A 13,249-nucleotide genomic window follows, 5' to 3' on the forward strand; every position below is an offset into this window, starting at 1 on the left:
CGATGCGAATTATTGTCTATGGCAGTTTACGACGCAAACAGGGAAATAGTCATTGGATGACCAATGCGCAATGGCTAGGCGACCATCAGCTCGAAGGCTATGAGCTGTATGATTTAGGTCACTATCCGGCGGCAGTGGCGGGTGAGGGGGCGGTCTACGGCGAAGTCTATCGCATTAGTTCCTCCATCCTGACCGAATTGGATGCTTTAAAACGAGACGGCGGCGAATATAAGCGCAAGCTGATATTCACCCCTTACGGCAGCGCCTGGATCTATCTTTACCAGCGCTCCGTGACCGGTCTGCGGCGCATCAGTAGCGGCGACTGGTCCAAACGCGACGAGGAAGCGTAACCGCTTTTCATCGTCCTCTCGGCGGCCCCGATGCCCGATGTCGGGGCAGGCATTGAAGCCGGGAACATCGTTTTTCAGTCTGCATCAGTCAATAAAAAACACCGCCCGTTGCGGTGTTTTTTTTATGCCTTCATCAGAGGCATTCCACCCTGTTTGAGCGCAAAAAAGCGCGCAGACAACGGCCTGCGAATTTTAACGCGTGAGACGCGCCGCTGGACGTCAGAAACAACAAGGGGGCTGAGCCGTTAAGCTCAGCCCCCTTGCAGGGTCAGGTGATGCGCGGATAGGAACGTCTTCCCGCTACGCTGTCACCATCAGGATTACTTGTTTTTGGCGCGTTCGAAAGAGGCAACGATTTCCGCTTTAGCCGCTTCTGCGTTGTCCCAGCCTTCCACTTTCACCCATTTGCCTTTTTCCAGATCTTTGTAGTGCTCAAAGAAATGGCCGATCTGCGCACGCAGCAGTTCAGGCAGGTCGTTCACATCCTGAATGTGCTCGTACTCTTTGCTCAGCTTGCTGTGGGGTACGGCAACCACTTTGGCATCTTCACCGGATTCGTCGGTCATTTTCAGTACGCCAACCGGACGGCAACGGATCACAGAGCCTGGCTGCAGCGGGAACGGGGTCGGAACCAGCACGTCGACCGGATCGCCGTCCAGCGACAGGGTGTGGTTGATGTAACCGTAGTTGCACGGATAGAACATCGCCGTAGACATGAAGCGGTCAACAAACAGCGCGCCGCTTTCTTTGTCTACTTCGTATTTGATGGGATCGGAATTCGCGGGAATTTCGATGACTACATAAATATCTTCCGGAAGCGATTTGCCTGCCGGCACCGTATTCAAGCTCATGTCGGTTTCCTTCTCTTTCAAACCAGAAATGGAGTGGCGGTCATTATAGCCAACTCGTCGTGAAAGTCGCGGTTTTTAGCAGTGCGGACGCCGGTTCGACGCGTCGCAGGGCCGGGACGGCTCCCGTTAGGACTAACGTTATGGAGGTGGTGGCTAGCAAGCTAACCATAACCACTATAATAATTAATTTAATTGAAGACTAAGGGTGATGATCCGATAAGAAGGGGGCTTCTTTAATGAGATTTATCTATTTTTTATGGCTTTTTCATTAAGTTAAGAGGGATTTTTGGATGTTGAAAAATATCACGGTGAAGTCGAGCCTGATTGTATTGCTGAGCGTCATGGTGCTGCTGCTGCTTCTGGTCAGCGGTATCGGCGCCAATGCTATCAGCCAGGGAAATGCGTCATTAAGCTCGATCGATAAAATACAGGGGAAGGAATTGGGGACGCTGGCGGCGAGCTATACGGCGACGCTGCGAGCCCGTACTACCGCCTATCAGGCCGCGCGGCAGTTGGATGAGGGCAACGTCACCCGGGCGAAGGAAACGCTGTCACGCGTTGAAAACTATCTGGCGCTTTCTCGTAAGGACATGGATGAGTTTCTGGCGTATGGCACGGTGACCGCCAAAGGCGCGATCCTGGCCGAGCAGATCAAAACCAGCTATGAAAGCTATCGCAACCAGGGCATCGCTCCGATGATGGAAGCGTTGAAAAAGGGCGATACCGTCGAGTTCTACAAAATCACACAAGACGTTGTCGTGCCTTATAGCATGGCGATGGATAAAGCCATCAACGACTTCCGCGTCTTCGCCATCATGGTGGGAGACAACCTGCTGACCAAGGCTGAAGAGCTGGCGTTAAGCGTCTCTCAATTATCGGCCTGTCTTGCGTCCTGACGCTGCTGCTGTCCGGCGTCGCCTGGGTGGTGATCAAGCGTCTGATCCTGCAACCGTTAGATCGCTCCGTTCATCAGTTGGAAGTCATTGCTGGCGGCGATCTGTCCCAGCATATTGAGGACGGCGGCAAGAACGAAATCGGCCGTCTGATTCAGGCGATGAAGACGATGCAGGATGCGCTGGCGACCGCCGTCGGGCGTGTACGCGATGCGGGAGGACAGATTGAAGTCGGCACGCGAGAGCTGTCCGCCGGCAACATTAATTTGGCCGCTCGTACCGAAGAATCTGCGGCGTCACTGGAACAGACCGCCGCGAGCATGGAGCAGCTGTCCTCTACGGTGAAACTGAATGCGGAAAGCGCCGATCAGGCTATCAACTGTCGCAGAACGTTGCCAGCATCGCGGACAAGGGCAGCGACGCCGTACGTCGGATGCTGGAAAAAATGGAGCTGATCTCGACAAGTACGGCGAGCGTGGCGGATATTCTGGCCATGATCGACGGCATCGCTTTCCAGACCAACATTCTGGCGCTGAATGCGGCGGTTGAAGCGGCGCGGGCAGGCGAGCAGGGACGTGGTTTTGCTGTGGTGGCTGGCGAAGTGCGTAGTCTGGCTCAGCGCAGTGCGCAGTCTGCCAAAGAGATCAAAACGCTGCTGGAAGACTCGCAGGTCCAAGTGCGTGAAGGTACGGAGATCGCGCAGGTCGCTGGTGAAACCATGAAGGACGTGTCGTCCGCCGTGGTGCAGGTGACGACGCTGATGGGCGAGATTTCCACCGCGACCCGCGAGCAGAGCAACGGCATCGATCAGGTCAATACCGCCGTGTCGCAGATGGACAGCGTGGCGCAGCAGAATGCCTCGTTGGTCGAAGAGTCGGCTTCGGCGACACGTTCGCTGGAAGAACAGGCGATTGAACTGGCGGCCAGTATGGAACTGTTTAAGCTGGACAATGAGCCGCTGGCTGCGATTGGCCGCAGCTAAACGAGAGTAAGAGAGTAACGCGGCGCTGCGAATCAGCGGCGTCGTGAATCACGCGATGCAGGTTATTTCTGTTCGGAGGATGAGGAGGAGTTCCTGCGTCGCTTTTTCCAGATTTTCGTTTCCTGACCGCGCCACAGACGCTGAATATTATCGTGGTGACGGACCAGAATCAGGCAAGACAGCATGGCGACCGGGAAGGTCAATTGCGGTTTAAACCACCAGACGTAAAACGGCGCGATCAGCGCGCTCACAATAGCGCCCAGCGACGAATACCCGCTCAGCAGCACGGTCAACAGCCAGGTTCCCGTCATCAATCCCGTTAAATCCCAACCGATAGGCGCGATGGCGCCGAATGCGGTCGCGACTCCTTTGCCGCCGTGAAAGCGGAAGAACAGAGGATAGATGTGCCCCAGACAGGCGGCGATGGCGATCAGACCGAGATAAAACGGCGTGACGCCAACTTCATAAGCGCCCCAAACGGGCAGCATGCCCTTCAGGATATCGAAAACCAGCACGGCCGCTGCCGCGCCCTTACCGCCGACGCGCAACACGTTAGTGGCTCCGGGGTTTCCCGAGCCGTTTTCGCGTGGGTCTGGCAATCTGGCGATCCTACAGACCAGAATCGCACTGGAAATCGAGCCGCACAGGTACGCGAGGATAATCATTCCTAGCGCGGTAGCACTCATAGTATGCGTCCGTCTAATAAAGGTCGTTTTAATATTAGCATCCAAGGATAATACGCATATTCGGCCGGAAGTGGTATCCGGCAGCCGCAAAAACAGAGGGTAAGGTAATGGATATCGTATTTATCGAAGAACTTAGCGTGATTACCACGATCGGCGTTTACGACTGGGAACAGACCATCCAGCAAAAGCTGGTGTTCGATATTGAAATGGGATGGGACAACCGCGCCGCCGCCGTCAGCGATGATGTCAAAGATTGTCTAAGCTATGCGGATGTCAGCGAGGCAGTGATCGCGCTCGTCTCCACACAGCGGTTTGCGCTGGTTGAACGTGTGGCTGAAGACGTGGTCCAAATGCTGATGAAACGATTCGGGATACCGTGGATGCGTCTCAAAGTCAGCAAACCGGGTGCAGTCGCTCAGGCTCGTGCGGTCGGCGTAGTGATCGAGCGGGGAATGAGATAATTCCGTTATGCAATGATTAGAGACCCTTCCTAAGGTCATTAGCCCGTAATCTCATTATTTTAATGTCGTTTCATATGCAGCGGCTCGCGTGCAGCGAGGCCGCTTTTTTATGGTTACGGTTTGATGGAGCTGAACAGGTAATGACAGATTCATACACGTTGCTGGTGGCGTTTATCCTTGGGATCGTCGAGGGGCTGACGGAGTTTTTACCCGTCTCGTCGACTGGACATATGATCCTTGTCGGTCATTGGTTGGGATTTGAGAACGATCTGTCGAAAACCTTTGAGGTGGTGATTCAGCTGGGGTCTATCCTGGCGGTGGTGGTCGTGTTCTGGCGGCGGATGTTTGGGCTGATTGGCATTCATTTTGGTCGCGAACCTCATGATGGCGTCAAGCCTACCGGGCGTTTGACTCTGGTGCATATCTTGCTGGGCATGGGGCCGGCGGTGGTGTTGGGGATGTTGTTCCATGACGCCATCAAAACGTTGTTCAACCCGCAGATGGTGGCATGGGCGCTGATCGCCGGCGGTATTTTACTGCTGATTGCCGAGAAGTGGCGTCCTAAAACTCCGCGTGCGGAAGGGCTGGATGATATTACCTATCGTCAGGCGTTCTACATCGGGTGTTTTCAGTGTCTGGCGCTCTGGCCGGGATTTTCCCGTTCCGGCGCGACGATCTCCGGCGGGATGTTGACGGGCGTGAGTCGATTTGCGGCGTCCGAGTTTTCTTTCATCCTGGCGGTGCCGATGATGTTGGGAGCCAGCGGGTTGGACTTGTACAAGAACTGGCACCTGATGAGCCTGTCTGCGCTGCCGATGTTCGCCATCGGCTTCATTACCGCGTTTGTGGTCGCGATGATTGCGATTAAAACGTTCCTGGCGGTGATCAAACGGATGTCGTTCGTGCCTTTCGCCATTTACCGCTTCATCGTCGGCGCGGCGGTATATGTGATCTTTATGTAACACGCTAGGGGGCTCCCCTAAACGGGGGCTTTAACTGTGGTGTTAAAAACGGCCTTTCCTCTGCGGCAACGCATACGGGAAAGGCCGTTTTTTTTAGTCAGCGCTCTGCTGGCTATCTTTCCAATCTTGCAAGGCGCGACGACGACGCCAGTGCAGTTCGTCGCGGATCGCCGCATTGCGGAATCCATCGGCCACGACCTGCGCGCTGGTGACGCTGCTGGCGACCTTGAAGGCTTCGCGTAGATAGTCGCCCTGCGGATAAGGCTTGTGCTCAAAGCTAGTTCGCCCACGCGCGTCGGCCTCGCTGGTCAGAATCAGCTGATCCAGACGATGCGGCTTGCGCCAGACGTCGATGCTGTCGAACAGCTTCAACAGGGTCTTAGGTTGCAAGATGGGTGCGGTATGCAGCAGATCGTGGTATTCCGCCACCAGCTTCGCCAAATCGCGTATGTGGTTAGGGATCCGCAGGCGCTGGCACATCGCTTCAATCAGCTTGATGCCCGCAGGACCGTGTCCGTGATGACGCGGCCACAGCGACGGCGGCGTCAGGCCTTTGCCGACGTCGTGACACAATGAGGCGAATCGAACGTCGATCTCCGGACTGAGCTGCGCCGCGATGGCCAGCGTCATCATGACATGAATGCCGGTGTCGATTTCGGGGTGCCATTGCGCGGGGGCAGGGACGCCAAACAGATTGTCGATTTCAGGGAACAACACCTGCAATGCGCCGCAGTCCCGCAGCCGCTCAAAATAGACCTGCGGCGAGTTCGAACCCAGCGCCTTTTCGGTCTCTTTCCAAACGCGTTCCGGCGTCAGACTGTTGAGTTCGCCGCTGTCCACCATCTGACGCATCAGCGCCAGCGTTTCCGGCGCAATCGTAAAGCGAGATGAGCGTAGCGGGCGGCGAATCGCGCGACACGCAATACTCGCAGCGGATCTTCGCCGAAGGCGTCGGAAACGTGGCGCAGCAGTTTTGAGGCGAGATCGCGTTGGCCGCCGTAAGGATCGATCAGGCTGCCGTCTTCATCTTGCGCGATGGCGTTGATGGTCAGATCGCGGCGCAGGAGATCGTCTTCCAGCGTCACGTCCGGACTGGCGTTGCAGACAAAACCGGTATAACCCTGCCCGGATTTACGTTCCGTTCGGGCCAGGGCGTACTCTTCGCGGCTGGTGGGGTGCAGGAAGACGGGGAAATCCCTGCCGACCTGCTGATAGCCGAGTTTCAATAGTGTTTCGGGCGTAGCGCCGACTACCACCCAGTCTCGCTCGGTGACGGGTTGATGCAATAAACCATCGCGCACGGCGCCACCCACAAGGTAAATCTTCAAACCCAACTCCTGAATCTACGGTTTCTTAATGACGATGGCTCACTATAACCTTTATTGATGTTCAGTGCCGGGTTTGACGATGGGCAACGGGTTAGCCCATCCAGCGATCGTTTTTCTTGCGACGCGGGATCAGATGCGGCAACACGAGCCCCAACAGCAGACCTGCGCCGGCCACGCCGCCGCCGTACATAAACCATTGCAGGATTAAAGTGCGCTGTTTGTCATCCAACTGTACGTTGGCGGCATTGACCTTCTTCTGCGCGACGACCAGCTGATTTTTCAGATCCTGATTTTCGCGCTGCAGGCCGGTGATCACGTTATCGCTGGCGGCGACCTTCTGCTGCATATCGGCGGTACGCTGGTTCCAGCTCTGGTCGATATTGGTCAGCTTGTCGGTCAGGACTTTCACCTGATTCTCCAGATCCGGCACGCGGGTGCGCAGGCTGGGCGTCTGGCTCAGCTGATCGAGCGGGATCCAGCTGGCGCGACCTTTGCTGTCGCGGATCTGGGCATAGCCCGCTCCGTCGTTGACTTCAACGACGGAGACTTCTTCACCGGCTTTCAGCGTGCCGACAATACGGTATTGGTTGCCCGGTCCGCTGTGGATGTAGGTGATAAGTTCATCGGAGATATAGCGTTTTTCTTCCGCCTGGGCACCAAAGGTGATGGCAAGGCCAACGAGGCCGGCAATAATAAAGCGTAATTTCTGCATAAGATCATCAGGTTGCGTGAATGAATGTGAAATATTCGTCGGATAAGTCTGACGACGAGGGGGACAAACCTAAATGGGAACTGTCTTACTCTTGTTTGTCAGCCGAAGACGCAGGATAACCGATGATGGCGGTGGTCGCACGTCTGGCGGCAGGGGATGGCAACGGTGGCAAGGTAGCGTAAAATGTTATTTACTGACGAAATTCCCGCAGCATCCGGTGTAGCTAACGATTATGAGTGAAGAGATTGAACTGAAATTTATTGTCCACCCTGACACCGTGCCAGCCCTGCAAGCGCAGCTGAATGAGTGGAAGAGCGACTACAGCCACAGCAAGCATTTACATGCGCATCAGTTGGCGAACATCTATTACGAAACGCCGGACGGCTACCTGCGTCAGCATGGGATTGGGCTGCGTATTCGTGGGGAAAACGGTCGCTACGAAATGACCGCCAAAACGGCGGGCAAGGTGGTCGGCGGCCTGCATCAGCACCCGGAATACAACGTCGAACTGGCGGGGCCGCAGCTGGATATTCGTCTCTTGCCGGACGATATTTGGCCAGAGCATTGCGACCTGGATGTGTTGGCGGCGGAGTTAACGCCGTTGTTCAGCACCGATTTCCGTCGTGAGGTCTGGGTGGTGTCTCATCATCAAAGCGTCATCGAGATGGTGCTTGACCGCGGCGAGGTGGTGGCCGGCGATGTGCAGGAGCCGATTTGCGAGTTGGAGTTAGAGCTGAAGGTCGGGCAGCGCAGCGACCTGCTGGAATTCGCCAACGAGCTCTCCGACGTAGGCGTCTGCGACAGGGCTATTTGAGTAAAGCGGCCCGCGGTTATCAGTTGGCTAAAGGCAACCCGCCGCGCGAAAGACATGCGCTGACGTTCATGCCGGTCAAAGGCAAAATGACGCTCGACGAGGGGATTGAGGCGGGTCTGGAGTTCGGGCTGGCGCACTGGCAGTATCACGAAGAGCTGTGGGTGCGGGGCGATCGGGCCGCGCGCGACAGCATGCTGGAGGCGGGAACGCTGCTGCGTGAAATGCTGGTGTTGATCGGCGGCGTGGTGCCGCGCAAAGTGACGTCAGAATTTCGCGGCGCTTTGACGGCGCTGGAAGCGAAGGCTTCGACGGATCTCGACGCGGAGACCGTCTGCTTCGATAAGGATTACCTGAAAAGTAAGCTGGTGTTGACGACCTGGCTGCTCGAAGCGGGCTGGCGTCGCTATATGGATAACCGTGAGCGCATGCGTTTGCAGAGTTCCTATAAACGCTTCGCCGATATCATGCTGAGCCGGAGTTTGGCGGAGCTGAAGTCCGTCTTTGCGCATTCGCTGACGTCGCTGCATTACGAACAGCAACTGCCGCGTCTGGAACGTGGACTGAGCGCTTTTATGCTGCTGGGCGGTTTTTATCCAGAGGAAGAGGCGGGCGATTATGTTGGCCTTTGGCGCGAGCTGGCGCAGCAAATCGCGAAGCTTAATGTCCACCAACCGGTGCCTGTCGCGTTGGATGATATCCGTAAGCAGGCGATTACCTGTCCGCCTTTCTGGCTGAACAGCGGACAACCATGATGCAATGAACCCAGCCGCCTGTCGTCGGAGCAGGCGGCGGTGTGAGGATAGGTCGATGAGCAGCACTCCTGCGCCCCGTTTCCCATTACCCGCCTCGTTACTCTCTCAGGCCCAGCATGCGGGGTCCCGCTGGCCCTCTTCTCCTGCGCTCACGACGTTGACGGCGGAGGAGCAGGCGGCGGTCGCGATGAGCGATTTCATCAGCGATGCGTTGGCTCGCTACCCCGACTGGCTGCATGACATCAGGCAATCGCCGCCCGCACCCGACGAATGTCGAGGCTATGCGGACGCGCTGCGACGGGTGCTCAACGAGGTGCAAGACGAGGCGGCGCTGATGACGGCGTTACGCACATTTCGGCGTCGCACGCTGGTGCGCATCGCTTTCGCGCAGGCGTTGGGATCGTGTAGCACGGAGGAGACGCTGCGCCAGCTCAGCGAGCTGGCGGAAGTGTCCGTCATTGCGGCCCGCGACTGGCTCTACGCCGCCTGCTGTCAGGAGTGGGGAACGCCCTGCAATCAGAATGGCGATGCGCAGCCGCTGCTGGTGCTCGGCATGGGCAAGCTGGGCGGTCGGGAGCTGAACTTTTCCTCGGACATCGATCTGATTTTTGCCTACCCCGAAAGCGGAACTACGCGCGGCGGACGGCGGGAGCTGGACAACGCTCAGTTCTTTACCCGGCTGGGTCAGCGGCTCATCAAAGCGCTCGACCACATCACCGAAGACGGCTTCGTCTATCGGGTGGATATGCGCCTGAGGCCGTTCGGTGACAGCGGCCCGTTGGTGCTGAGCTTCACCGCGCTGGAAGATTACTATCAGGAGCAGGGGCGCGACTGGGAGCGCTACGCGATGGTGAAGGCGCGTCCGCTCGGCGAAGCGGATGCGGCGTATCGTCAGGAGCTGAATCAATTACTGCGTCCGTTCGTGTTCCGTCGCTACATGGATTTCAGCGTCATTCAGTCCCTTCGCAATATGAAAAGTCTGATCGCGCGCGAAGTGCGCCGTCGGGATCTGCGTAATAACATCAAACTGGGTCCCGGCGGTATCCGGGAAATCGAGTTCATCACTCAGGTGTTCCAGCTGATTCGCGGAGGACGCGAGCCGCAGCTGCAGTCGCGATCGCTGTTGCCTACGCTGCAGCAACTGGGTGAGCTGGGCGTGCTGCCCGTGGAACAAACGTCGCGGCTGCGGGAAGCCTATCTGTTCCTGCGTCGGCTGGAAAACCTGTTGCAGGCGATAGCCGACGAACAAACGCAGACATTGCCGGACGACCCGCTCAATCAGGCTCGCCTGTCCTGGGGAATGGCCTGCGACAGTTGGCCGTCGCTCTGCGAAGCGTTGACGCGGCATACGCAGGCGGTGCGCGACGTTTTCAACGAACTGATTGGGGACGATGCCCCTGACGGCAGCGATGACCCGGCTCATGAACACTTCCGCAATCTGTGGCAGGACGGGCTGGATGATGCCGAACTGGCATCGCTGACCCCGCATCTGCCGGAAGAGAACCGGACCAACCTGTTACGACAGTTGCAGGACTTCCGCGCCGAGCTGACCCGCCGCACCATCGGTCCGCGTGGCCGGGACGTGCTGGACCAACTGATGCCCGCGCTGCTGGCGGAAGCCTGTCAGCAGGAGCAGGCCGATATTATCGTCTCGCGGATCACGCCGCTGCTTATCGGCATCATTACCCGAACAACCTATCTGGAGCTGCTGCTCGAATCGCGCCCGGCGTTGAAGCACCTCATTCGTCTGTGCGCGGCCTCTCCGATGCTGGCCAGCCAACTGGCGCGTTACCCGCTGTTGCTGGATGAGCTGCTCGACCCTGCTACGCTTTATCAACCGACGGCACAACATGCCTATGCGGATGAACTGCGCCAGTATTTGATGCGGGTACCGGAAGATGACGAAGAGCAACAGCTGGAGGCGCTGCGCCAATTTAAGCTGACGCAGCAGCTGAGGATCGCCGCCGGAGATATCGCGGGCGCGCTGCCGATTATGAAAGTCAGCGACCACCTGACCTATCTGGCCGAAGCCATTATCGCCGCCGTCGTGCAACAGGCCTGGCAGAGTATGGTGACGCGCTACGGTCAGCCATCGCACCTGCAACAGCAGGAAGGGCGCGGATTTGCCGTGATCGGCTATGGCAAACTGGGCGGCTGGGAGCTGGGCTATGGCTCGGATCTCGATCTGGTCTTTTTGCACGACTGCCCGGCGAACGTGATGACCGATGGCGAGCGCAGTATCGACGGCCACCAGTTCTATCTGCGGCTGGCCCAGCGAGTCATGCATCTGTTCAGCACGCGCACCTCGTCCGGGATTCTGTACGAAGTCGATGCGCGGCTGCGGCCCTCCGGCGCGGCGGGGATGTTGGTCAGCACGGTTGGCGCATTCGACGATTATCAGCGCCATGATGCCTGGACGTGGGAGCATCAGGCGCTGGTGCGCGCGCGTATGGTTTACGGCGAAACCGGCGTCCAGCGTCAGTTCGAGGCGACCCGTCGACATATCCTCTGCCGGGAGCGCGACGGCGAAGCGCTACGCGCCGCGGTGCGGGAGATGCGGGAGAAGATGCGGCGTCACCAGTCCCGTCGGGATCCGGACGCGTTCAATCTGAAGGCGGATGCCGGCGGCATCATCGACATCGAATTCATCGTGCAGTATCTGGTTCTGCGCTATGCGCACGCGCAGCCGGCATTAACGCGCTGGTCCGACAATGTACGTGTTCTGGAGATGATGGCCCAGCACGGCGTGATGGAAGAAGACGAGGCCAACGCGTTAACGCGGGCTTACATCACATTGCGCGACGAGCTGCATCGCCTGGCCTTACAGGAACGCTCCGGACGCGTGAGCCAAGCGCTTTTCCGCGCTGAGCGCGAGCAGGTGGAACGCAGCTGGAAAAACTGGCTGGGCTGAGAAATTGTATGCAAAATCGGCGACGCCGCCGCGGATTTCCCCCGTGGAGGCCGTGCCGTCTGGCGAGCTGTGGTAGTATAGCGCGCGATAAAAATGAACCCTTTTTGGAGCAGGGAATGAAAGTTACGCTACCTGATTTTCGTCAAGCCGGTGTCCTGGTGGTGGGCGATGTCATGCTCGACCGTTATTGGTATGGTCCGACCAGCCGTATTTCACCGGAAGCGCCGGTGCCGGTGGTCAAAGTCGACACCATTGAGGAGCGTCCGGGCGGCGCGGCAAACGTGGCGATGAATATCGCGGCGCTGGGCGCCGGTTCGCGTCTGGTCGGCCTGACCGGGATCGATGATGCGGCCCGGGCGTTGAATGCCAAACTGAACGAAGTCAACGTGCAGTGTGATTTCGTCTCCGTCCCGACGCACCCGACGATCACCAAACTGCGGGTGCTGTCCCGCAATCAGCAGCTGATCCGTCTGGACTTCGAAGAAGGGTTCGACAACGTTGACCCGGAGCCGATGATCGAGCGTATTCAGCAGGCGCTGCCGAAAATCGGCGCGCTGGTGCTGTCCGACTACGCCAAAGGCGCGCTGGTCCACGTGCAAAGCATGATTCAGACGGCGAAAGCGGCCGGTGTGCCGGTGCTGATCGATCCGAAAGGCACGGACTTTGCTCGCTATCGCGGCGCCACGCTGTTGACGCCAAACCTGTCGGAATTCGAAGCCGTCGCTGGCCGCTGCCGCGACGAAGACGATCTGGTCGCGCGCGGTATGCAGCTGATGGCGGATCTGGATCTGTCCGCGCTGCTGGTCACCCGCTCAGAGCAGGGCATGACCCTGTTGCAGCCGGGTAAAACGCCGCTGCATCTGCCGACGCAGGCGCAGGAAGTGTATGACGTGACCGGGGCCGGTGATACGGTCATCGGCGTCCTGGCTGCCGCTTTGGCCGCCGGTAATCCCATAGAAGAAGCCTGCTTCCTGGCGAATGCCGCCGCGGGCGTCGTGGTCGGCAAGCTGGGAACCTCCACCGTTACGCCGATCGAGCTGGAAAACGCGATTCGCGGTCGCGCGGAAACGGGATTCGGCGCGATGGACGAAGCACAGCTGAAAGCGGCGGTCGCGCAGGCGCGTCAGCGCGGCGAGCGCATCGTGATGACCAATGGCTGCTTCGACATTCTGCATGCCGGCCATGTGTCTTATCTGGCGAATGCTCGCAAGCTGGGCGACCGTCTGATTGTGGCTGTGAACAGCGATGCGTCGACCCAACGTCTGAAAGGCCCGACACGTCCGGTCAATCCGCTGATGCAGCGTATGATCGTGCTGGGCGCGCTGGAAGCCGTCGACTGGGTGGTGCCGTTCGAAGAAGACACTCCGCAACGCCTGATCGCCGACATCCTGCCGGATGTTCTGGTGAAGGGCGGCGACTACAAGCCTGAAGAGATCGCAGGCAGCAAAGAAGTCTGGGACAACGGCGGCGAAGTCAAAGTGCTGAACTTTGAGGACGGCTGTTCGACCACCAACATCATCAATACCATCAAGGCCAGCCGCTGATCG

The 13,249-nt window shown here is 58.1% G+C and carries 11 protein-coding genes and 2 pseudogenes; 9 read left to right on the forward strand and 4 right to left on the reverse strand.

The genetic code is table 11. From position 1 onward, the window contains the following. The first annotated feature begins 2 nt into the window (after positions 1-2). Positions 3-350: a gamma-glutamylcyclotransferase family protein gene (locus tag AU509_RS11965; protein ID WP_085651142.1), complete on the forward strand. Its 348-nt coding sequence runs from the start codon at positions 3-5 to the stop codon at positions 348-350. 320 nt (positions 351-670) lie between these two features. Here AU509_RS11965 and ppa read toward each other — a convergent pair whose 3' ends face one another. Further along, a complete protein-coding gene (ppa, locus tag AU509_RS11970) occupies positions 671-1,201 on the reverse strand; it encodes an inorganic diphosphatase (protein ID WP_085651143.1) in 531 nt (176 codons plus the stop codon). A gap of 290 nt (positions 1,202-1,491) precedes the next feature. On the opposite strand from ppa, the gene AU509_RS19090 reads away from it, so the two are divergent. Genes AU509_RS19090 through AU509_RS19100 form a run of 3 tightly spaced genes read left to right on the forward strand, consistent with a single transcriptional unit; the run spans position 1,492 to position 3,076 of the window. Beyond that, positions 1,492-2,097 (forward strand): Tar ligand binding domain-containing protein, encoded by a 606-nt coding sequence (locus AU509_RS19090; RefSeq protein WP_176223479.1) that lies wholly within the window; start codon positions 1,492-1,494, stop codon positions 2,095-2,097. A 26-nt stretch (positions 2,098-2,123) separates the two neighbouring features. Beyond that, the gene (locus AU509_RS19095; protein WP_409359764.1) at positions 2,124-2,549 is read left to right on the forward strand and encodes a HAMP domain-containing protein; all 426 of its coding nucleotides are present in this window, start codon (positions 2,124-2,126) and stop codon (positions 2,547-2,549) included. Beyond that, a complete protein-coding gene (locus AU509_RS19100; protein ID WP_409359765.1) occupies positions 2,531-3,076 on the forward strand; it encodes a methyl-accepting chemotaxis protein in 546 nt (181 codons plus the stop codon). Before AU509_RS19095 ends, AU509_RS19100 begins: the two co-directional genes overlap by 19 nt. 62 nt (positions 3,077-3,138) lie before the next feature. Here AU509_RS19100 and plsY read toward each other — a convergent pair whose 3' ends face one another. Then, on the reverse strand, positions 3,139-3,762 hold the full coding sequence (gene plsY, locus AU509_RS11980) for a glycerol-3-phosphate 1-O-acyltransferase PlsY (RefSeq protein ID WP_139824049.1): 624 nt from the start codon (positions 3,760-3,762) through the stop codon (positions 3,139-3,141). Positions 3,763-3,869: 107 nt separating this feature from the next. On the opposite strand from plsY, the gene folB reads away from it, so the two are divergent. Both folB and bacA read left to right on the forward strand, forming a co-directional pair. Beyond that, positions 3,870-4,223, forward strand: a complete 354-nt coding sequence (folB, locus tag AU509_RS11985) for a bifunctional dihydroneopterin aldolase/7,8-dihydroneopterin epimerase (RefSeq protein ID WP_085651146.1) — start codon at positions 3,870-3,872, stop codon at positions 4,221-4,223. A gap of 140 nt (positions 4,224-4,363) precedes the next feature. Continuing rightward, positions 4,364-5,185, forward strand: a complete 822-nt coding sequence (gene bacA, locus AU509_RS11990) for an undecaprenyl-diphosphate phosphatase (RefSeq protein WP_085651147.1) — start codon at positions 4,364-4,366, stop codon at positions 5,183-5,185. Between the two features lie 93 nt (positions 5,186-5,278). On the opposite strand, the pseudogene AU509_RS11995 reads toward bacA, so the two are convergent. Together AU509_RS11995 and AU509_RS12000 are read right to left on the reverse strand one after the other, a co-directional pair. Next, positions 5,279-6,513, reverse strand: a pseudogene (locus AU509_RS11995) (multifunctional CCA addition/repair protein). A 91-nt stretch (positions 6,514-6,604) separates the two neighbouring features. Further along, positions 6,605-7,225, reverse strand: coding sequence for a TIGR04211 family SH3 domain-containing protein (locus tag AU509_RS12000; protein ID WP_085651149.1), 621 nt, complete (start codon positions 7,223-7,225; stop codon positions 6,605-6,607). Positions 7,226-7,457: 232 nt separating this feature from the next. Here AU509_RS12000 and AU509_RS12005 point away from each other — a divergent pair. From AU509_RS12005 to hldE, 3 genes and pseudogenes are all read left to right on the forward strand, one after another. Continuing rightward, a pseudogene (locus AU509_RS12005) lies at positions 7,458-8,791 on the forward strand (CYTH domain-containing protein). 55 nt (positions 8,792-8,846) lie between these two features. Further along, entirely contained in the window at positions 8,847-11,702 is a 2,856-nt protein-coding gene (gene glnE, locus AU509_RS12010; RefSeq protein WP_094118428.1) for a bifunctional [glutamate--ammonia ligase]-adenylyl-L-tyrosine phosphorylase/[glutamate--ammonia-ligase] adenylyltransferase, read from the forward strand. A 116-nt stretch (positions 11,703-11,818) separates the two neighbouring features. Further along, positions 11,819-13,246 carry a bifunctional D-glycero-beta-D-manno-heptose-7-phosphate kinase/D-glycero-beta-D-manno-heptose 1-phosphate adenylyltransferase HldE gene (gene hldE, locus AU509_RS12015; protein ID WP_085651152.1) on the forward strand — a complete coding sequence of 476 codons (1,428 nt, stop codon included), beginning with the start codon at positions 11,819-11,821 and terminating at the stop codon, positions 13,244-13,246. The last annotated feature ends 3 nt before the right edge of the window (positions 13,247-13,249 follow it).

It is taken from the genome of Lonsdalea britannica (genome assembly GCF_002111595.1).
GTDB classification, from domain to species: domain Bacteria; phylum Pseudomonadota; class Gammaproteobacteria; order Enterobacterales; family Enterobacteriaceae; genus Lonsdalea; species Lonsdalea britannica.

Excerpts from the sequence above, each read along its gene's own strand:
- AU509_RS12000 (WP_085651149.1), bottom strand. The coding sequence starts at position 7,225 with ATGCAGAAATTACGCTTTATTATTGCCGGCCTCGTTGGCCTTGCCATC.
- glnE (WP_094118428.1), top strand. The coding sequence starts at position 8,847 with ATGAGCAGCACTCCTGCGCCCCGTTTCCCATTACCCGCCTCGTTACTC.
- AU509_RS19090 (WP_176223479.1), top strand. The coding sequence starts at position 1,492 with ATGTTGAAAAATATCACGGTGAAGTCGAGCCTGATTGTATTGCTGAGC.
- ppa (WP_085651143.1), bottom strand. The coding sequence starts at position 1,201 with ATGAGCTTGAATACGGTGCCGGCAGGCAAATCGCTTCCGGAAGATATT.
- bacA (WP_085651147.1), top strand. The coding sequence starts at position 4,364 with ATGACAGATTCATACACGTTGCTGGTGGCGTTTATCCTTGGGATCGTC.
- hldE (WP_085651152.1), top strand. The coding sequence starts at position 11,819 with ATGAAAGTTACGCTACCTGATTTTCGTCAAGCCGGTGTCCTGGTGGTG.
- folB (WP_085651146.1), top strand. The coding sequence starts at position 3,870 with ATGGATATCGTATTTATCGAAGAACTTAGCGTGATTACCACGATCGGC.
- AU509_RS11965 (WP_085651142.1), top strand. The coding sequence starts at position 3 with ATGCGAATTATTGTCTATGGCAGTTTACGACGCAAACAGGGAAATAGT.
- plsY (WP_139824049.1), bottom strand. The coding sequence starts at position 3,762 with ATGAGTGCTACCGCGCTAGGAATGATTATCCTCGCGTACCTGTGCGGC.